The following is an 18,522-nucleotide window of genomic DNA, read 5'->3' on the forward strand; positions in this document are numbered from 1 at the left end:
GATCTATTCATGGCCTTCAGCACGATCGCGCACCTCGACGCCACCGCCGCCCAGCAGCACAGCCGCGAGCTGCGCCGGCGGCTCCTGACGACCGACTCCACGGCGTACGCCACCGGCCCGAGCGGCACCGGCGACGGCGAACGGGTGCTGGTGCTGGGCGGCACCGGCTACATCGGCAGGGCCCTGGTGCCCGAGCTCGCCCGCCGCGGCTACCGGCCGGCCGTGCTGGCTCGGAGCGCGGAGGTCAAGAACCAGCCCGAGTACGCCGAGGCGGAGGTGATCGTCGGGGACCCGACCCGGGCCGGCGACGTGGTCGCCGCCGTCGCCGCCGGCCCGACCGCCGTGGTGGTCTCGTTGCTCAGCGGGCGCCGCCCCAACGATGCCGAGGAGTGCCGGCTCGTCGACCACGAGGCGGTCGTCAACGGCATCCGGGCGGCCGTGGCGCACGACGTGCGCCAGTTCATCCACGTCAGCGACTACGGCGTCTACCGGCCCGAGCTGATCCCGCAGGTCTACAAGCTCCAGGTCGAGGGCGAGCTGATCGGCGAGCACCATGGCGCGCTCCCGTGGACGATCGTGCGGCCCACGGCGTACTTCCCGTACCTGTCGGCGACCTTCGGCGACGTCAAGAACGGCCTGGCCTACCGGATCTTCGACCACGGCGAGTACAGCGTCGTGAACCCGATCGCACGCGAGGACCTCGCCGAGTTCATCGTCAACCAGGTGCTCGCCGACGCCGCGATCGGCCGGGTGCTGCCCGTCGGTGGCCCGTGGGTCGAGGACAACGTGGTCACCCTCCGGGGCGCCGGTCAGATGATGTTCGACGTCACCGGTCGGGAGCCGCAGTGGGACGTCGTCACGATGACCGCCTGGGACCGGAAGACCGCGCGGCTGGCCCGGCTGGGCCGGGTCAGCAAGCAGCTGCGACCGGTCGCCTACTACCTCGAGGCGGCGAAGTACTGGTCCGTGGTCGACCACGTCGCCCCGGCGTACGGCACCCGCACGCTGCGCGGCTTCATGGAGCGGCTCAAGGACCGGGAGTTCCCCACCGGCAGCTTCCGCGAGCGGATGAAGCAGGGCACCAACGCGATGCCGACCGACATCTGAGGGATCGGTGTTCGAGGCTCGCTGCGCTCGCACCTCAACCACCGCTCCGGTGGTTGAGGTGCGAAGGCCGCCAGGCCTGAGCCTCGAAACCACCCGGCGCGTCAGCGCCTGGTGGCCAGCACCACGGAGGCGTCCGGGGCGACCATCACCTCGACGGCGGTGAACCGGTCGTCGGTGAGCCACTGCTCGCGCAGGGTGTCGACGCGCCCGTAGGTCACCGGGGGCCACATCTCGCAGGGCGTGAAGTCGTCGAGCACGACCAGGCCGCCCTCCTCGACGAGGTCGGCGATCGCGTCGACGCTCACCTCGGTCGGCTCGCCGGAGTCGAGGAAGAGCAGGGAGAACGGCCCCTGGTCGAGCAGCGTCGACCAGTCGGCCGAGCGCACCTCGACCTGAGGGTCGTCCTCGAAGATCTCGGCCGCCGCGTCGGCGAGCCTCGCGTCCAGTTCGGCGGTGAGGATGGTGGCGTCGCCGCGCAGGCCGGAGCGCAGCCAGGCGGTGCCGACCCCGCAGCCGGTGCCGAACTCGGCCATCGTGCCGGTGCGGGTGGCGGCCAGGGTGGCCAGCAGCCGGCCGGTCTCGTTGCGGCAGAACGACACGTACCCGGCCTTGCGGGAGACCTCGAACGCGCGGGACACGATCTCGGGCAGATCCGGGGGAGCACTCATGGATTCGAGTCTTTCACTCCGGGACGATCGTCTCGCATTCCGAACACTCCGCGGAATCAGATGTCGTCGCCGGGACTCCTGCCGTACGGTGGCGTCACCATGCGGAGCGTCTTCGTACTTATCGACTGCCGCGGCGAGGCCTGACAGAGAGGCCACCTCGCCGCGGTGTTCGGCGTTGACGGCCTCTCGATGCATCTCGATCGAAGACGTCTCCGCGGCGTGATCGCCCATCACGGCAAGCGCGATCCGCACTCTGGTGGTCCTTCTCCTCGTGTGATCCACGAGTGGCCCGGTCTCCGCTTCGGAGGGTCTTCGTTCCGGGTGCATCGAGCCGTTCGGCACCCAGCACATCCGACCCTTCACGAGAGAGACCAGACCGATGTACGACATGTACCCCGAATGGGGCCCGGCCCAGCACCACCCCGAGAACCCGCGCAGCCACGAGAACATCACCGCCGCCGTCCAGGCGTCGCTCGACCTGCGGGACAACGGCGGCCAGCGGCCCGACGACAACTAACCTCTCGCCCCATGACCACTGACTCGACCTCCACCGCATCCGGCGCGATCAAGCTCGCCGTCATCCCCGGCGACGGCATCGGCCAGGAGGTGACGACCGAGGCGCTCAAGGTGCTCGAGGTCGCGTCTCCGGCGGGCGTGAAGTTCGAGCAGACCCGCTACGACCTCGGCGCCGAGCGCTACCTCGCCACCGGCGAGGTGCTGCCCGACTCCGTGCTCGGCGAGATCCGCGAGCACGACGCGATCCTCCTCGGCGCCGTCGGCGGCAAGCCCAACGACCCCAACCTGCCTCCGGGCATCCTCGAGCGCGGCCTGCTGCTGCGGCTCCGCTTCGAGCTCGACCACTACGTGAACCTCCGGCCGTCGCGGATCTTCCCCGGCGTACCCGGCCCGCTGGCCGACCCCGGAGAGGTCGACTTCGTGGTCGTCCGTGAGGGCACTGAGGGTCCCTACACCGGCAACGGCGGCGCCCTGCGTGTCGGTACGCCGCACGAGGTCGCCACCGAGGTCTCGGTCAACACCGCGTTCGGTGTCGAGCGCGTCGTCCGCGACGCCTTCGCCCGAGCCCAGCGACGCCCGCGCAAGAAGCTGACGCTGGTCCACAAGACCAACGTGCTCGTCAACGCCGGCTCGGTGTGGTGGCGGATCTTCCAGGCGGTCGCCGCGGAGTACCCCGAGGTGACCACCGACTACATGCACATCGACGCGGCGATGATCTTCATGACCACCGACCCCGCGCGCTTCGACGTGATCGTCACCGACAACCTCTTCGGCGACATCATCACCGACCTCGCCGCCGCGATCACCGGTGGCATCGGCCTGGCGGCCTCCGGCAACGTCAACCCCGACCGGACGACCCCCTCCATGTTCGAGCCGGTGCACGGCTCCGCGCCCGACATCGCGGGCCAGCAGAAGGCCGACCCGACCGCCGCCATCCTCTCCGCGTCCCTGCTGCTCGACCACCTCGGGCACGCCGACGCCGCCGCGGCCATCGAGACCGCGGTCGTCGAGGACCTCGCCGCCCGCACGCCAGGTGCCGCCCGGCGTACGTCGGAGATCGGCGACGCCATCGCCGCGCGAGTAGCCGGCTGAGGCTGCCCGCGATCCGTGCGGGTTTCGGCTGTCAGCAGCCGCAACCCGCACGACACGCCGGTGGCCCTCGGCGCGTCGTGCGGGTTCTGGCTGTCAGCAGCCGAAACCCCGACGCCCGAGGGGGACCTCCGGCTCCATTTGCTAGGAAGGCCTACTAAGTTGTCCCCCATGGAGATCAGCATCACCCGGTCGAGCGCCCCGGTCTCCGACGAGCGCCTCGCCGAGATCCTTGCCGACCCCGGGTTCGGCACCCACTTCACCGACCACATGTTCACGGTCGAATGGACCCCGGACGCCGGCTGGCACGCCGCGCGGATCGAGCCGTACGGCCCGCTCACCCTGGACCCCGCGACGGCCGTCCTGCACTACGCGCAGGAGACGTTCGAGGGCATGAAGGCCTACCGGCACGCCGACGGCTCGATCTGGTCGTTCCGGCCGGAGGAGAACGCCGCGCGGATGGTGCGCTCGAGCCACCGGCTGGCGTTGCCGGTGCTCGAGCCCGACCTCTTCGTGCAGGCGGTCGACGCCCTCGTCGAGGCCGACCAGCGCTGGGTGCCCGACACCACCGCCCCCGGCTCGACCGAGAAGAGCCTGTACGTGCGGCCGTTCATGTTCGCCTCCGAGGTGTTCCTCGGCGTGCGCCCGTCCCAGCACGTCACGTTCATGGTGATCGCCAGCCCGGCGGGCTCCTACTTCAAGGGCGGCGCGAAGCCGGTGAGCCTCTGGCTCACCGAGGAGTACACCCGCGCGGGCCGCGGCGGCATGGGTGCGGCCAAGACCGGCGGCAACTACGCCAGCTCGCTGGTCGCCCAGCAGGAGGCGAGCGGCCACGGCTGCGACCAGGTCGTCTTCCTCGACGCCCAGGAGGGCAGGTACGTCGAGGAGCTCGGCGGCATGAACATGTACTTCGTGTACGCCGACGGTCGGATCGTCACCCCGGCGACCGGCACGATCCTCGAGGGCATCACCCGCGGCAGCATCATCGAGCTCGCCGGCAAGATGGGGCATCCGGTCGAGGAGCGCAGGTTCTCCATCGACGAGTGGCGCGAGGGCGTCACCAGCGGCGCGATCACCGAGATCTTCGCGTGCGGCACCGCTGCGGTCGTCACCCCCGTCGGCGAGCTGAAGTGGGACGGCGGCTCGGTGCCGACCCCACAGCAGACGGCGGACGGGGGACCGGGCCTGTGGAGCCGGATCCGGGAGCAGCTGGTCGACATCCAGTTCGGCCGGGCCGAGGACACCTTCGGCTGGATGCACCGCATCCTCTGAGCCGGCTCTGAGCCGGGAATCTGGACCCCCTGTTCCGCGCAGGGGCGCATGATCTAAGGTAAGCCTTACCTTACTGAAAGGCCGATCATGCGTCTGCGTCCCCTCGCCGCCTCCGCGGCTCTCGCGCTCTCCGTCACGCTGCTCGCGAGCTGCGGCTCCGACGAGGAGCCCGACGCGTCGGCCGCACCTCCCTCCGGTGCGGCCGACGCCTCCTTCCCGGTGACCGTCGAGCACCGGCTCGGGGAGACCGTGATCGAGGAGGCACCCGAGCGGGTCGTCAGCGTCGGGCTGACCGAGCAGGACGTGCTGCTCGAGCTCGGCGTCACCCCCGTCGCGGTCACCGAGTGGTACGGCGAGCAGCCGCACGCCACCTGGCCCTGGGCGCAGGACCTGCTCGGCGACGCGGAGCCGGAGGTGCTGAGCCAGTCCGACGGCATCGAGTTCGAGAAGATCGCGGCCCTGGAGCCCGACCTGATCATCGGCACGAACTCCGGCATGACCAAGAAGGACTACCAGCTGCTGTCGGCGATCGCGCCGACGGTCACCAACGTGGCGGGCTCCACGCCGTACTTCTCGCCCTGGCAGGACCAGGTGCTCCAGGTCGCGAAGGCGCTGGGTCGCGAGGCCGACGGCCAGGCGCTGATCGACGAGGTCGAGGGCCGGTTCGCCGAGGTGCGGGCCGAGCACCCCGAGTGGGAGGGCAGGACCGCGACGTTCTCGCAGGGCGGGCCCTACGACGGGATCCTCTACGTCTACCCGGACGGCCTGAGCACCAGCTTCCTCACCGACCTGGGCTTCACGATGACCCAGGGCCTCGACGACTTCGCGCCCGACCTCGGGTCGCAGGCCGAGATCTCGGCGGAGAACACCGCACTGATCGAGGCGGACGTCGTCGTCTTCGCGACCGAGGATGCCGACATGTTCGACGTGCTCCAGGGCTTCGGCACGATCGACACGCTGCCGGCCGTGGCCGAGAACCGGGCGATCTACACCGACGGCACGCTCGCCGGAGCCCTCTACTTCCTCACCCCGCTGAGCCTGGAGTACGCCCTCGACCGGCTCACGCCGATGCTCGAGCAGGCGACCGCGGGCAAGGCGCCGCGCGCGTTCCCGTCCTGAGGCCACACCCACCCACCGCCTCGGGCCCGGTCGGGCCTGAACAAGGAGAGTCATGAACCCCACCCGCCGCCGCTTCCTCGCGGGCCTGTCCGTCTTGGCCGTCGCGCCGGTCCTCGCCGCCTGTGGCGACGACGGCGACGCCGCGGGCCAGGGCAGCCCGGGCACCGGTGACACCGCCGCCTCGAGTGGCCCCGAGGAGGGCGCCTTCCCGGTCACCATCAAGCACAAGTACGGCGAGACCACGATCGAGAAGGCCCCCGAGCGGGTCGTGTGCGTCGGCTACACCGAGCAGGACACGCTGTTGGCACTGGGCATCGTGCCGGTCGGCGTCACGTACTGGTTCGGCGACGAGGAGCTCCAGGGCATCTACCCCTGGGCGCAGGACCTGCTCGGCGACGCCGAGCTGCCGACGCTGCTCCAGGACGCCAACGGCATCGAGATCGAGAAGGTGGCGGCGCTCGCGCCCGACCTGATCATCGGCCAGTACACCGGCATGACCGAGCAGGAGTACAAGAAGCTCGAGGCGATGGGCGTGCCCGTCGTCGCGCAGAACGGCGACTACGCCGACTACGGCACGCCCTGGGAGGAGGCCGCCCTCACGGTCGGGACGGCTGTCGGCCGGCCGGCGGCGACCCAGGAGCTGATCGACTCGGTGAAGGAGCGCATCGCCGACGAGGCCGCCGCGCACCCCGAGTTCGAAGGCCAGACCGCCGCGGTCGTCACGCCGTACGAGGGCCTGTTCATCTACGGTCCCGAGGACCCGCGCTCGCGGATGCTGACCGACCTCGGCTTCACCCTGCACTCGGTGATCACCACCGCGGACGACAGCGAGTTCGGGATCTCGCTGAGCGCCGAGCGCACCTCGGACCTCGGCGACGCCGGCACCGTCGTCTGGCTGGACCTGGCCGCCGACAAGCAGGTGAAGTCGATCTTCGAGGGCACTACGGCCAGCAAGGAGGGGCGCTGGGTCGATATCAGCGAGGCCGACGGCAGCTACTACGTCGCGCACAGCTTCGTGACGCCGCTGAGTATCCCCTACGTGCTGGACCGCTACGTCCCGCAGCTCGCGGCCGCCGCCGACGGCGACCCGAAGACCGAGCCGCCGGCCGTGTCGGACTGACCCCAGGCCCTGTCCGAGGTCGTCGCCACAGCCACCAAGGACAGAAGACAGGAGCCCGGCACCGGGAGGTGCCGGGCTCCTGTGCGTCCGGACGCGTACTGGCGGAGTGCCGGCCAGGTGCCGGCTAGGTGCCGGTCAGAGGCCCGGCGCGTCGACGAGCTCCTTCCGCTCGACGATCGCCTCGACCGCGGCCGCCGAGGAGGTCGGCACGATGATCGGGAGGCCGGTGCGCGGGTCGGGCAGCACGTCGGCGTCGAGCCCGAAGGTGGCCGCGAGCAGCGCGGGGGTGAACACCTCGCCGGGCGTGCCCTCGCGGGCGACGACGCCGTCCTTCATCACCACGATCGCGTCGCTGTAGCGGGCGGCGAGGTTGAGGTCGTGGAGCACCATCACGACTGTCCGGCCGCGCTCGCGGTTGAGCTTGGTGACCAGGTCGAGGACCTCCACCTGATGGGCCAGGTCGAGGTACGTCGTGGGCTCGTCGAGCAGCAGCAGGTCGGTGTCCTGGGCGAGCGTCATCGCGATCCAGGCCCGCTGGCGCTGTCCGCCCGAGAGCTGGTCGAGCGGCCGGTCGCGCAGGTGCGTGGTGTCGGTCATCTCGAGGGCGAGGTCGACGATCCGCTCGTCGTCGGGCGACCACTGGCTGAACCAGCGCTGGTGCGGGTGCCGGCCGCGCGCGACGAGGTCGCGGACCAGCAGTCCCTCCGGTGCGATGGGGCTCTGCGGCAGCAGCGCCATCCGGCGGGCGACGTCGCGTGTGTGGATGTCCTGGATCGGCTCGCCGTCGAGCAGGACGGTGCCACCGGTCGGCTTGAGCAGCCGCGACATCGTGCGCAGCAGCGTCGACTTGCCGCACCCGTTCGGGCCCACGATCGTCGTGACTCGGCCGTCGGCGATGGTGAGGGAGAGGTCGCGGACGACCGGATCCTCGCCGTACCCGACGGTGACGGAGTCGGCGCGCAGCCGCGCGGCGGTCGAGGTGCTCGTGGTCATGCGGAGACCTTTCGGTTGTTGCGGAGCAGCAGCCAGATCAGGTACGGCGCGCCGATCACCGCGGTGACCAGGCCGGCCGGGAGGGCGAAGGGGATCAGCACGCGGGTCACGAAGTCGGCGCCCACCACGATGACGGCGCCCATCGCCATCGAGGCCAGCATCGGCGGCCGGGAGCCGCCGGTCAGGCGCAGGGCGATCTGCGGGACGACGAACGCCACGAACTCGAGCGGGCCGACCGCGGCGACCGAGACCGAGACCAGGCCGACCGCGGCGACCAGCGTGAGGAGCTGGGTGAGCTGCAGCCGCACGCCGAGGCCGCGCGCGGAGTCGTCGCCGAGCTGGAGGGCGTTGAGCGAGCGTGCCAGCAGCAGCGCGAGCGGCACCAGCACGGCCATCGTCCAGACCAGCGGCCAGGCCTGCTCCCAGCCGCGGGCGTTGAGCGAGCCGTTGAGCCAGATCTGCGCGCTGGCGGCGTCCTCGATGCGGGCCTTGACCAGCAGCCACGACGTGGCCGCGGTGAGCGCGGCGCTCATGCCGATGCCGACCAGCACCAGGCGCTGTCCGTCGATGCCCTTGCGCCACGAGAGCAGGTAGAGCAGCGTCGCGGCGAGCATGCCGCCGGCGAACGCCGCGAGCGGCACGCCCATCGTCTGCAGCGGGCCGGTGGCCAGGCCGCCGCCGTACCCGCTGGCGCCGGAGAGCACGATGACGGCGACGGCGCCGAGGGCGGAGCCGCGGGTCACGCCGAGGATGTCGGGGCTCGCCAGGGGATTGCGGGCGAAGGTCTGGAAGAGCGCGCCCGAGAGGCCGAGCGCGGCCCCGACGAGGATCGCCACCAGCGTCTGCGGCAGGCGCAGCTCCATGACGATGAACCGCTGGCCGGCGTCGCCGCCGCCGAGCAGGGTCCGCACGACGTCCCCGACCGGGATCTCGAAGTCGCCCTTCGCGAGGTCGAGCGCGACCAGCACCGCGAGCGCGGCCAGGCAGCCCAGCGTGGCCAGGCCGGCGCGGACGGGCACCAGCCACGAGGCCGGACCGACCCGGAGCGGGGCGCTCGGCGTGCGGGAGAGGCGGCGGGGCCGGGTCTCGAGAGTGGTCATGCGGTGCCCATATCCGTGCTCATATCCGCACCATCCGGGTGCGTCGGACCAGATAGATGAAGACGGGGCCGCCGATCAGCGCCATCACGATGCCGACCTGGAGCTCGCCGGGCCTGACCACCACGCGGCCGACGACGTCCGCGACGACGAGGAGCAGGCCGCCGATGAAGCCGGAGTACGGGATCACCCAGCGGTAGTCGACGCCGGCGAAGTAGCGCGCGACGTGGGGGACCACCAGCCCGACGAACCCGACCGGGCCGCAGGCGGCGGTGGCCGCGCCGGCCAGCATCATCACGCCGAGCACGCCGATCGCCTTGTGTCGCATCGGATGCAGGCCGAGCGAGACGGCCACGTCGTCGCCGAGCTGGAGCAGGTTGAGGGTGGAGGAGCTCATGGCGGCGAGCACGAGGCCGACGACGATGAAGGGCAGCACCTCCCAGAAGACGTCCATCCCGCGCCCGGCCACCGACCCGACCGCCCAGAAGCGGTAGGCGTCGAGGGTGTCGATGTCACGCAGCACCACGACCTGGGTGAAGGCGGCCAGCAGGGCGCTGACGGCCGCGCCCGCGAGCACCAGCGACACCGGATCGGGCCCGCCGCGGGTCGACCCGATCGCGAACACCGCGACCGACGCCAGCCCCGCACCGATCAGCGAGAACCAGGCGTAGCCGGTCAGGTCGTGCACGCCGAAGGCGTAGATGCCGATCACCACCGCGAAGGCGGCGCCGGCCTCGACGCCGAGCAGGCCGGGGTCGGCGAGCGGGTTGCGGGTGTGCCCCTGCATGAGCGCCCCCGCGATGCCGAGCGCGAGGCCGACGACGATCGCGAGGACGGTGCGCGGGAGGCGCAGGTCGTGGACGATCGTGGAGGCGTCCGACCCGTCGGGGTGGAACAGCACGTCTACGACGGTGCCGAGCGGGATCGCCCGGCTGCCGACGGCCAGGCTGACCAGGCCGGCGAGCACCAGCAGTCCGGCCAGCACGACCAGGCCGCGGACCGAGCCCTGCCGCAGCGCGCGGGGCGGCGGGGTGGCCGAAGCGACCGGCGGGAGGGCGGTCGAGGTCATGGTGGTCCCGGGTATGGTCGAGGAGCGTCGCAGGCGAACGTGCCGCTCTTGGCAAGGTAAGGCTTACCTTACAACGAACGCGACCCGTCCTTGAAGGGGGCGCGGCCCTCCCGGTCCGCGCGGTGGGTCGCAGGTAGCCTCGGGCCGTGACGAGCACCCCCTCCCCGGCCGGACCCGCCGGCTCGGCCGAGCGCCCGACGATCGGCGGCTACACGCTGCTGACCAAGCTCGGGGAGGGCGGCATGGGCGTGGTCCACCTGGCGCGCCGAGGCGAGGGGGAGCGGATCGCCCTCAAGGTGCTGCGCCCCCACATCGTGGGCGACGACGAGGCCCGGCACCGGCTGGCCCGCGAGGTCGCCTCGCTGCGGCGGGTCGACAGCCGCTGGGTCGCCGGCATCGTGGACGCCGACCCGTGGGCGCCGATCCCGTACGTCGCGACCCGCTACGTGCCGGGCCCGTCGCTGCACGACCTGGTGGTCGACGAGGGCGCCATCACCGGCCCGGACCTCTACTGGTTCGCCGGCAGCCTGGCCGAGGGGCTGGCCTCGGTGCACGCCGTCGGGGTGCTGCACCGCGACGTGAAGCCCTCCAACGTGCTGATGGAGGGACGCACCCCGATCCTGATCGACTTCGGCCTGGCCCGGGTCGCCGACGACCCCAAGCTCACCCACACGGGCTGGCTGCTCGGCACGCCGGGCTACCTGGCCCCGGAGATCCTCTACGGCGAGGACGCCACCAGCGCCTCCGACGTGCACTCGTGGGGGGCGACCGTCGCGTATGCCGGCACCGGCCATCCACCGTTCGGCCGGGGCCCCTCGATGGCGATCATGGACCGGGTCCGGCGCGGCCAGTTCGACCTCACCGGACTGCCCGACGACCTGGCCCGGGTGGTCGCCGCCGCGCTCGACCCCGAGGTGCGCAACCGGCCCACCCTCGCCGAGCTGCTGGCCTGGCTGAGACCGCTCACCACGCGTCGGGGCTCGTCGCCCGCGCCGCCGCCGGTCGCCGCCGAGCACGACCCGTACACGGTCCCGCTCGCGCTGGCCGCCCAGGCCGCGGCCGACGACGAGACCGACGTGTGGCCCGGCCACGACGCGCCGGAGCCGTACACCCTGGCGCTGCCGCCCGAGGGTGCGACGGAGATCGCTCCCGACCGGTGGGGCGAGCCGCCCGTCGCGTGGGGCGAGCCGCGGCCGCCGTTCGCCGAGCGGCTGCGCCGCGGCACTCTGCTCGCGGCCCTCGCGCTGGTCGTCGGCCTCGGCTGCGCGGCGTACCCCTGGGTCACCGCCGGCCTGGTGCTCCTCCTGACCTGGCTGCTGCGCAGCGTCTCCCTGGCAGCGTCGGCCCACGGTCAGCGCCGGCAGTACCGCGGCCGCAAGTGGTACGACGGCGTGCAGCTGCTGGTTGCCGCCCCGTGGCATCTCGTGCAGTCCGTCCCGGGGGCCGCGCTGCTCGGGCTCTGGGCGCTCGGCCTGGCGTCCGCCGCGGCCCTGGTCTGCTACGCCTTCGCGGCCGGGCTGGAGCTCGCGCTCCTCGTGTGCGGTCTGGTGCTGTCCGGTGCGCTGTGGTGGGGCCCGGGCGGCTCGCGCCTGCGCGGGCCCGTGGGCTGGGCGGTGAACCCGCTCTCCGCGCGGCCGCGGCGCTGGCTGGTCGCGCTCGTCGTCGTGCTGGCGGCGGGCGCCGTGCTCGGCTTCCGTGCCGACCTGTCGGGTGCGAGCTGGAGCCCGGCCACGGGTCGCCCGGATGTCGAGATCCCTGGTCTGTGACCGGCGCCCGTGGCACGATGGGCCCCGTGCAGCACCACGTGATCATCATTTCCTAGCGCGTCGAGCCCCTCGCCCGACGCGCCAACCTCTCGATCCCGAGAGGTTTTTTTGTTGCCCGAAACAGACCTACCCAGCACGGACCCAGAGCACGGAAGTGAGCCCGATGGACCTCCACGGCGCGTTCCACGTCTACGACACCACCCTGCGCGACGGCGCCCAGCAGGAGGGGCTCAACCTCACCGTCGCCGACAAGCTCGCGATCGCGCGGCAGCTCGACGGGCTCGGGGTCGGTTACATCGAGGGCGGCTGGCCGGGCGCGAACCCGAAGGACACCGAGTTCTTCCGGCGCGCCGCGCAGGAGCTCGACCTCGAGCACGCCCGGCTCGCGGCGTTCGGCGCGACCCGGCGGGCCGGGGTCCGGGCGGCCGACGACCCGCTGGTCGCCGCACTGCGTGAGAGCGGCGCGCCGGTCGTCACGCTGGTGGCGAAGTCGCACGACCGCCACGTCGAGCTGGCGCTGCGGACCACGCTCGAGGAGAACCTCGCGATGATCCGCGACACCGTCTCCCACCTCCGGGCGGAGGGCCAGGAGGTGTTCCTCGACGCCGAGCACTTCTTCAACGGCTACCGGGACAACCGTGACTACGCGCTCGAGGTGCTGCGCACGGCGTACGACGCGGGCGCCTCGGTGATCGCGCTCTGCGACACCAACGGGGGCATGCTGCCGAGCTGGGTCGCCGACACGGTGCACGACGTGCTCGAGTCGACCGGTGTGCGTGTGGGCATCCACGCCCACAACGACACCGGCTGCGCGATCGCGAACTCGCTGGCCGCCGTCGACGCCGGCGCCACCCACGTGCAGGGCTGCATCAACGGCTACGGCGAGCGCACCGGCAACGCCGACCTGGTCGCCGTCGTCGCCAACTTGGAGCTCAAGCTCGACCGTCGGGTGCTCCCGCAGGGCCTGCTCGGCGAGGCGACCCGGATCGCCCACGCGGTCGCCGAGGTGACCAACGTCCCGCCCGCGTCGCGTCAGCCCTACGTCGGCGGCTCGGCGTTCGCCCACAAGGCCGGCCTGCACGCCAGCGCGATCAAGGTCGACCCGAACCTCTACCAGCACATGGATCCCGCCGGCGTCGGCAACGACATGCGGCTGCTGGTCTCCGACATGGCCGGGCGCGCCTCCATCGAGCTCAAGGGGCGCGAGCTGGGCTTCGACCTGTCGGGCGACCGCGAGCTCGTCACCCGGATCACCGATCGGGTCAAGGTGCTGGAGAGCCGCGGGTTCACCTTCGAGGCCGCCGACGCCTCCTTCGAGCTGCTGCTGATCGAGGAGGTCGAGGGGCAGCGCCCGGCGTACTTCGACGTCGAGTCGTGGAGAGTCATCACCGAGACCGTGCCCCACGGCGACGCCGTCTCGGAGGCGACGGTGAAGCTGCGTGCCGACGGCGTCCGCTATGTCGTCACCGGCGAGGGCAACGGACCCGTCAACGCGCTCGACCAGGCGCTGCGCGCGGCGATCGAGCAGGCCTATCCCGAGGTCGCGAAGTTCGAGCTGATCGACTACAAGGTCCGCATCCTCGACCAGGGCCACGGCACCGACGCCATCACCCGGGTGCTGATCGAGACCAGCGACGGCGAGACGTCCTGGCTGACCGTCGGCGTCGGCGCCAACGTCATCGAGGCGTCATGGGGCGCGCTCGTCGACGGCGTCACCTTCGGGCTGCGGCGACACGACCAGCGCTGACCGAACGCGCGGCTCCGGGTCAGTCGACGGGCGCCCGGGTGGCGTCGCCGCCGACGATCCGGCGGGCCAGGTCGACCCACCCCGCGTGCACCCGCTCGAGCGGGAAGCCCTCGATGGTCACCTGCTGGTCGAGGATCGGCGCCTCCAGCGGGGCCAGCAGGGCGGTGGCGAGGATCGGCAGGTCGCCGGTCACCCCGAGCTCGCCGAGCAGGTAGCGCGTGTGCATCGCCACGAAGGAGTAGGCGGCGTACGAGCGGGTGCCTGCGCGGCCGGCCTCGCGGATCAGCTCGGCGTGCAGCAGCGTGGTCTCGAGCCGGGACCGGCCGAAGGCCAGCAGCCGGTCCCACGGGTCGGCGCCCGGGCCCAGGGGCGGCGGCCCGGACATCACCTGCGCCTGCCAGTCGGTCTCGGAGTGGTCGAGCACCGCCGCCATCAGGCCCTCGCGCGACTCGAACCGGCGGAAGACCGTGCCCTTGCCCACACCCGCCGCGGCGGCCACCGCGTCCATGGTGACCGAGCGCGGCCCGCACCGCTCGACCAGGGACTTCGCGGCGTCGAGCAGCAGCTCCCGGTTGCGAGCGGCGTCCCGGCGCTCGGCCTGGGGAGCATCGAGGAGGGGCAGCAGGTGCGGCTCGGACATGTCGCGAACACCCTAGTGAGCGGCACGTCCCGTTCGCGCGAGATTTCCTCTAGCCCCGGGAATACCAAGCGGACCACAGTCCGTTTACTGTCGCATGACTGACACCAGCATCGCCGTCCTGGTCGGGAGCCTGCGCTCCGACTCCGTCAACCGCAAGCTCGCCGAGCTGTTGGCCACGCAGGCCCCCGAGGGCGTCGCCGTCGACATCGTCGACGGCCTCGGCACCATCCCGTTCTACAACGAGGACATCGACAACGCCTCCGAGATCCCGGCGACCGCGGCCGCGCTGCGCGAGCGGGTCGGCGCCGCCGACCGCGTCCTCGCCGTCACGCCCGAGTACAACGGCACGATGCCGGCCGTCCTCAACAACGCGATCGACTGGCTGTCCCGCCCCTACGGCGCCGGCGCCATGGTCGGCAAGCCGTTCGGCGTCATCGGCACCACCCCCACGCCGTACGGCGGCCGGTGGGCCCACGAGGACGCCGCCCGGTCGGCCCGGATCGCCGGCGCCACGGTCGTCGAGGACGTCACCGTCTCGCAGTCGGCGATCGAGGTCGACGTGCTCACCGACCCCGACGTGCTGGCCCGGCTCACCAACGCCGTCCGGCTGCTTGCGGAGTACGACGCCGCCACCGCGGCTGCCTGATCCGCAGGATCCGGCTACGGTCGGCTCGTGGCCGAACTCCATGACCTGACCGCGCTGGAGCAGGGCGAGCTGGTGCGACGCCGTGAGGTGTCGCCGCTGGAGCTCGCCGAGCACTACCTCGAACGCGCCGACCGACTCGACTCGGTCGGCGCGTTCGTGACGCTCACCCCCGAGCTGGCCCGCGAGCGCGCGGCCCGGTTGGCGCCGGACGGCGACGGCGGGCCGCTCTTCGGCGTCCCGACCGCGATCAAGGACCTCAACCTGACGGCCGGGGTGCGCACGACGTTCGGCTCGGCGGCGTTCGCCGACTTCGTGCCGGAGGTCTCCGACGGCGTCACGCTCTCGATCGAGGCGGCCGGACTCGTCAGCCTCGGCAAGACGAACACCCCGGAGTTCGGCTCACCGTGCTACACCGAGCCGGACGTGGCGCCCCCGGCGGTCACGCCCTGGGACCGAACCCGCACCGCCGGTGGCTCCTCGGGTGGTGCCGCGGCGGCCGTCGCGGCCGGCCTGGTCCCGCTCGCCCAGGGCTCGGACGGTGGCGGCTCGATCCGGATCCCGGCCTCCTGCTGTGGCCTGGTCGGACTCAAGCCCACTCGCGGGCGGATCAGTGGTCACCCCATGTACGGCGACCCGGTGGGTCTGGCGACGGCCGGGCCGATCGCCCGGACGGTCGCCGACGCGGCGGCGATGCTCGACGTGCTCGCCGGTCGTCGGGTGGGAGATCCCTCCTGGGCGCCACCTCCTTCCGAGAGCTTCCTGTCGGCCTGCGGCCGCGACCCGGGGCGGCTGCGGGTCGCTCGCTTCATCACACCAGTCATCACCGACACTCCGGTCCATGCCGAGTGCGTGCGGGCCTGGGAGGACACGTCGCGACTGCTCGAGTCGCTCGGCCACGAGGTCGAGGACGTCGAGGTCCCGTTGCCGCCGGAGGCGGTCCCGGTCTTCGAGGTCTGCTGGGCCGTCCTCACCGCGCTGTCGGTCGTGCCTCCCGAGCGCGAGCACCTGATCCGCCCGCTCACCCGCTGGCTCTCCGACCGCGGCCGCGCGGTCAACGGCCCCGAGTTCGGGCTGGCGATCGGCGCGATGCGCCGCCACGCCGCCGCCGCGCTCACCGCGCTCGCGCCGTACGACGCGGTGCTCACCCCGACGCTCGCCACGCCGCCGCTGCCGGTGGGCGCGATGCGCGACGACGAGCACCCCGAGCGCGACTTCGAGGCCCAGAAGGCGTTCACGCCCTGGACGTCCGCGTGGAACGTCACCGGCATGCCGGCCGTCTCCCTGCCGCTGCGCTGGACCCCCGACGGCCTGCCGGTCGGCGTGATGCTCGCCGCGCGACCGGCCGAGGAGGAGCTGCTGCTCTCCCTCGCCGCGCAGGTCGAGGCGGCCGCGCCGTGGGCGGACCGGCGGCCACCGGGATGGTGACCGTACGCCGCTGCCACACCGCCGAGCTGACGCCCGAGGAGCGCATCGCCGCACGGGCGCTCTGCGACGCGTCGTTCGGTGACTTCGCCGACGCCGACTGGAGTCACGCGCTCGGCGGCATGCACGTCCTGGTGTGCGACGGCGGGCGACTGGTCGCGCACGGCGCGGTCGTCCTCAGGCGGCTGGTGGTCGACGGTGCCGGACTGCGCTGCGGGTACGTCGAGGCCGTGGCCGTCGCCGCCGACGTACGCCGGGCCGGGCACGGCGCCCGGGTGATGGCGTCGATCGAGGAGCTGGCGCCCGGCTACGACCTGCTCGCGCTGAGCGCGTCGGCCGCGGGCGTGCGGCTCTACGAGTCACGCGACTGGGCCCGGTGGCGCGGCCCGTCGTCGGTCGCCACGACCCGCGGCGTGGTGCCCACGCCCGACGACGACGGCTCCCTGTACGTGTTCGGCCCCGGGCTCGACCTCGATGCGCCGATCACCTGCGACTGGCGCGACGGCGACGTGTGGTGAGCGGCGGCTACGGTGAGCCCATGACTCGTCCCGTGATCGTCGTTGTCGGAGCAGGCCCGGGTGTGAGCGGCTCGCTGGCGAGGCGCTACGCGCGGGAGGGGTACGACGTGGCGCTGCTCGGCATCGACGAGGAGCAGCTCCGGCGGCTGGCCGGCGAGCTCGAGGAGCTCGGCGCGACCGTCGGCCACGCGGTCGCCGACGTGACCGACGTCGAGGCGACGACCGCCGCGATCCGTCGCTTCGGCGAGCACACCGGGCGCATCGACGTGCTGCACTTCAACCCGAGCGCCTTCCGGGAGAAGGACCCGCTGGAGCTGACCGTCGAGGAGCTGCTCGCCGACGTCGCGCTCGGCGTGGGTGCTCTGCTCACGAGCGCGCAGGCGGCCCGGCCCTACCTGACCGCGGGCGGCCGGATCACCGTCACCGGCAGCATGGCCGCCGACAAGCCGTGGCACCGGGCGGCGTCGCTGGGTGTGCAGAAGGCCGGCATCCGCAACCTCGTGCACAGCCTCGACGCCACCCTGCGGCCCGACGGCATCCGGGCGGTCTCGGTGACCGTGCGCGGCACCCTCGCCAGCGAGGGGCCGTTCACACCCGACCGCGTCGCCGAGGTGCTCTGGGACGCCGCCCGCCAGGTCGAGGCCGACTGGCAGACCGAGGTGCCCTACTCCGGATGAGCCGATGAGCCGAGCGGCGCGCCGGGCGCGGGTCGAGGACGTCCACGAGATCGCCCTCGGGATGCCGCACGTCGAGATCGCCGAGGGCACCACGGCCGAACGCCCCGTCTACCAGGTCGGCCGGAGGTCGTTCGTCTTCTTCCGCACGCCGCGGCCCGACGCGTTCGATCCCGAGACGGGGGAGCGGTACGCCGACGTGATCGTGTTCTGGGTCGCCTCCGAGGCCGACAAGCAGGCGATGGTGCTCGACGAGTCGACGCCGTACTTCACCACCCCGCACTTCAACGGGCACCCGTCGGTGCTGCTGCGGGCCAGCCGGATCGGCGAGCTCAGCCGCGACGAGGTGGCCGAGGTGGTGCAGGACGCGTGGCTCGCGCGGGCCTCGAAGCGACGCGCGCAGGCGTGGCTGGCCGAGCACGGCCAGGGCTGAGGCCGAGCGGCGTCAGTCGTCGCCGATGCCGCGCGCGTGCAGGGCGTCGCCGGTCTCGTGGGCGCGGGCGACCACCCGGATCACGAAGGGCGACAGGAACGCCCGCGGGTGTCGTACGCCGCGGGCCCGGGCCGCGTCGCGGGTCTCGATCGCCAGCGCGACGGTGCCGGGCAGCGCCTGGATCGCGAGGCCGACGGTGAGGGCGACGCGCTCGGGGTCGACGCCGACCCGCCGCAGCGGCCGGATCCAGCGGATCAGCGCGTCGAGCATCGCGTTGACCGGGGTCGTGCTGCTGACCACGATCGCGGCGAGCGCCAGCGCGAGCAGGTCGACCAGCGTCTCGGCCGCCTTGACCGGCCCGTAGAGCAGCCACTGGAGGGCGGCGAAGATCACCGCGACCACCAGCACCGGTCGCAGCGACCGGACCAGCAGGCGCAGGTCGACCCGGGCGACGGCGGCGGCCAGCACGGCGATCGCGAGGAAGCCGAACGACGCCGGCATGCTGCGCACCAGCACCACCGCGAGGCTGAAGACCGCGAGCGCGCCGACCTTGGCGCCGACCCAGGCGCGGTGCAGCACCGTGGTGCCGGGCTGGTAGACACCGAAGAGGTACGCCGGGTTCACGC

General features: G+C 72.6%; 19 protein-coding genes. 13 read left to right on the forward strand and 6 right to left on the reverse strand.

The window, feature by feature from the left end; genetic code table 11:
* The first annotated feature begins 9 nt into the window (after nucleotides 1-9).
* Nucleotides 10-1,107, forward strand: a complete 1,098-nt coding sequence (locus tag KM427_RS09255; RefSeq protein ID WP_215527017.1) for an NAD(P)H-binding protein — start codon at nucleotides 10-12, stop codon at nucleotides 1,105-1,107.
* Nucleotides 1,108-1,208: 101 nt separating this feature from the next.
* On the opposite strand, the gene KM427_RS09260 is transcribed toward KM427_RS09255, so the two are convergent.
* Complete coding sequence (locus KM427_RS09260) at nucleotides 1,209-1,775, reverse strand: O-methyltransferase (protein ID WP_183590697.1); 567 nt, start codon at nucleotides 1,773-1,775, stop codon at nucleotides 1,209-1,211.
* Between the two features lie 379 nt (nucleotides 1,776-2,154).
* Between KM427_RS09260 and KM427_RS09265 the strand changes: the two genes are divergently transcribed.
* The 5 genes from KM427_RS09265 (at nucleotide 2,155) to KM427_RS09285 (ending at nucleotide 6,891) form a co-directional block, all read left to right on the forward strand.
* Nucleotides 2,155-2,292: a hypothetical protein gene (locus KM427_RS09265; RefSeq protein ID WP_183590696.1), complete on the forward strand. Its 138-nt coding sequence runs from the start codon at nucleotides 2,155-2,157 to the stop codon at nucleotides 2,290-2,292.
* An 11-nt stretch (nucleotides 2,293-2,303) separates the two neighbouring features.
* Entirely contained in the window at nucleotides 2,304-3,383 is a 1,080-nt protein-coding gene (locus KM427_RS09270; protein WP_215527018.1) for a 3-isopropylmalate dehydrogenase, read from the forward strand.
* Between the two features lie 168 nt (nucleotides 3,384-3,551).
* Nucleotides 3,552-4,652 carry a branched-chain amino acid aminotransferase gene (locus KM427_RS09275; RefSeq protein ID WP_183590694.1) on the forward strand — a complete coding sequence of 367 codons (1,101 nt, stop codon included), beginning with the start codon at nucleotides 3,552-3,554 and terminating at the stop codon, nucleotides 4,650-4,652.
* Between the two features lie 87 nt (nucleotides 4,653-4,739).
* Nucleotides 4,740-5,771: an iron-siderophore ABC transporter substrate-binding protein gene (locus tag KM427_RS09280; RefSeq protein ID WP_183590693.1), complete on the forward strand. Its 1,032-nt coding sequence runs from the start codon at nucleotides 4,740-4,742 to the stop codon at nucleotides 5,769-5,771.
* A gap of 52 nt (nucleotides 5,772-5,823) precedes the next feature.
* Complete coding sequence (locus KM427_RS09285; protein WP_183590692.1) at nucleotides 5,824-6,891, forward strand: ABC transporter substrate-binding protein; 1,068 nt, start codon at nucleotides 5,824-5,826, stop codon at nucleotides 6,889-6,891.
* 135 nt (nucleotides 6,892-7,026) lie between these two features.
* Here KM427_RS09285 and KM427_RS09290 read toward each other — a convergent pair whose 3' ends face one another.
* Genes KM427_RS09290 through KM427_RS09300 form a run of 3 tightly spaced genes read right to left on the reverse strand, consistent with a single transcriptional unit; the run spans nucleotide 7,027 to nucleotide 10,050 of the window.
* Complete coding sequence (locus KM427_RS09290) at nucleotides 7,027-7,884, reverse strand: ABC transporter ATP-binding protein (RefSeq protein ID WP_215527019.1); 858 nt, start codon at nucleotides 7,882-7,884, stop codon at nucleotides 7,027-7,029.
* Nucleotides 7,881-8,984 (reverse strand): FecCD family ABC transporter permease, encoded by a 1,104-nt coding sequence (locus KM427_RS09295; RefSeq protein ID WP_215527020.1) that lies wholly within the window; start codon nucleotides 8,982-8,984, stop codon nucleotides 7,881-7,883. Before KM427_RS09295 ends, KM427_RS09290 begins: the two co-directional genes overlap by 4 nt.
* Before the next feature lie 19 nt (nucleotides 8,985-9,003).
* Nucleotides 9,004-10,050, reverse strand: coding sequence for a FecCD family ABC transporter permease (locus KM427_RS09300; RefSeq protein WP_215527021.1), 1,047 nt, complete (start codon nucleotides 10,048-10,050; stop codon nucleotides 9,004-9,006).
* 146 nt (nucleotides 10,051-10,196) lie between these two features.
* Between KM427_RS09300 and KM427_RS09305 the strand changes: the two genes are divergently transcribed.
* On the forward strand, nucleotides 10,197-11,816 hold the full coding sequence (locus tag KM427_RS09305) for a serine/threonine-protein kinase (RefSeq protein ID WP_215527022.1): 1,620 nt from the start codon (nucleotides 10,197-10,199) through the stop codon (nucleotides 11,814-11,816).
* Nucleotides 11,817-11,979: 163 nt separating this feature from the next.
* On the forward strand, nucleotides 11,980-13,563 hold the full coding sequence (cimA, locus tag KM427_RS09310; protein WP_215527023.1) for a citramalate synthase: 1,584 nt from the start codon (nucleotides 11,980-11,982) through the stop codon (nucleotides 13,561-13,563).
* A 19-nt stretch (nucleotides 13,564-13,582) separates the two neighbouring features.
* Here cimA and KM427_RS09315 read toward each other — a convergent pair whose 3' ends face one another.
* Entirely contained in the window at nucleotides 13,583-14,203 is a 621-nt protein-coding gene (locus KM427_RS09315; protein WP_215527024.1) for a TetR/AcrR family transcriptional regulator, read from the reverse strand.
* Nucleotides 14,204-14,297: 94 nt separating this feature from the next.
* On the opposite strand from KM427_RS09315, the gene KM427_RS09320 reads away from it, so the two are divergent.
* The 5 genes from KM427_RS09320 to KM427_RS09340 are packed head-to-tail and all read left to right on the forward strand — an operon-like array spanning nucleotide 14,298 to nucleotide 17,896.
* Nucleotides 14,298-14,849 carry an NAD(P)H-dependent oxidoreductase gene (locus tag KM427_RS09320; RefSeq protein ID WP_183590685.1) on the forward strand — a complete coding sequence of 184 codons (552 nt, stop codon included), beginning with the start codon at nucleotides 14,298-14,300 and terminating at the stop codon, nucleotides 14,847-14,849.
* Nucleotides 14,850-14,876: 27 nt separating this feature from the next.
* A complete protein-coding gene (locus KM427_RS09325) occupies nucleotides 14,877-16,274 on the forward strand; it encodes an amidase (protein ID WP_183590684.1) in 1,398 nt (465 codons plus the stop codon).
* Nucleotides 16,268-16,789, forward strand: a complete 522-nt coding sequence (locus KM427_RS09330; RefSeq protein ID WP_215527571.1) for a GNAT family N-acetyltransferase — start codon at nucleotides 16,268-16,270, stop codon at nucleotides 16,787-16,789. Before KM427_RS09325 ends, KM427_RS09330 begins: the two co-directional genes overlap by 7 nt.
* A 20-nt stretch (nucleotides 16,790-16,809) precedes the next feature.
* Entirely contained in the window at nucleotides 16,810-17,466 is a 657-nt protein-coding gene (locus KM427_RS09335) for an SDR family oxidoreductase (protein ID WP_215527025.1), read from the forward strand.
* Between the two features lie 4 nt (nucleotides 17,467-17,470).
* Entirely contained in the window at nucleotides 17,471-17,896 is a 426-nt protein-coding gene (locus tag KM427_RS09340; RefSeq protein WP_183590682.1) for an MmcQ/YjbR family DNA-binding protein, read from the forward strand.
* A gap of 12 nt (nucleotides 17,897-17,908) precedes the next feature.
* Here the strand turns inward: KM427_RS09340 and KM427_RS09345 are convergent, their stop codons facing one another.
* A complete protein-coding gene (locus KM427_RS09345; protein WP_183590681.1) occupies nucleotides 17,909-18,520 on the reverse strand; it encodes an energy-coupling factor transporter transmembrane component T family protein in 612 nt (203 codons plus the stop codon).
* Between the last annotated feature and the right edge of the window lie 2 nt (nucleotides 18,521-18,522).

The organism is Nocardioides sp. LMS-CY, from assembly GCF_018732145.1.
Classification (GTDB): domain Bacteria; phylum Actinomycetota; class Actinomycetes; order Propionibacteriales; family Nocardioidaceae; genus Nocardioides; species Nocardioides soli.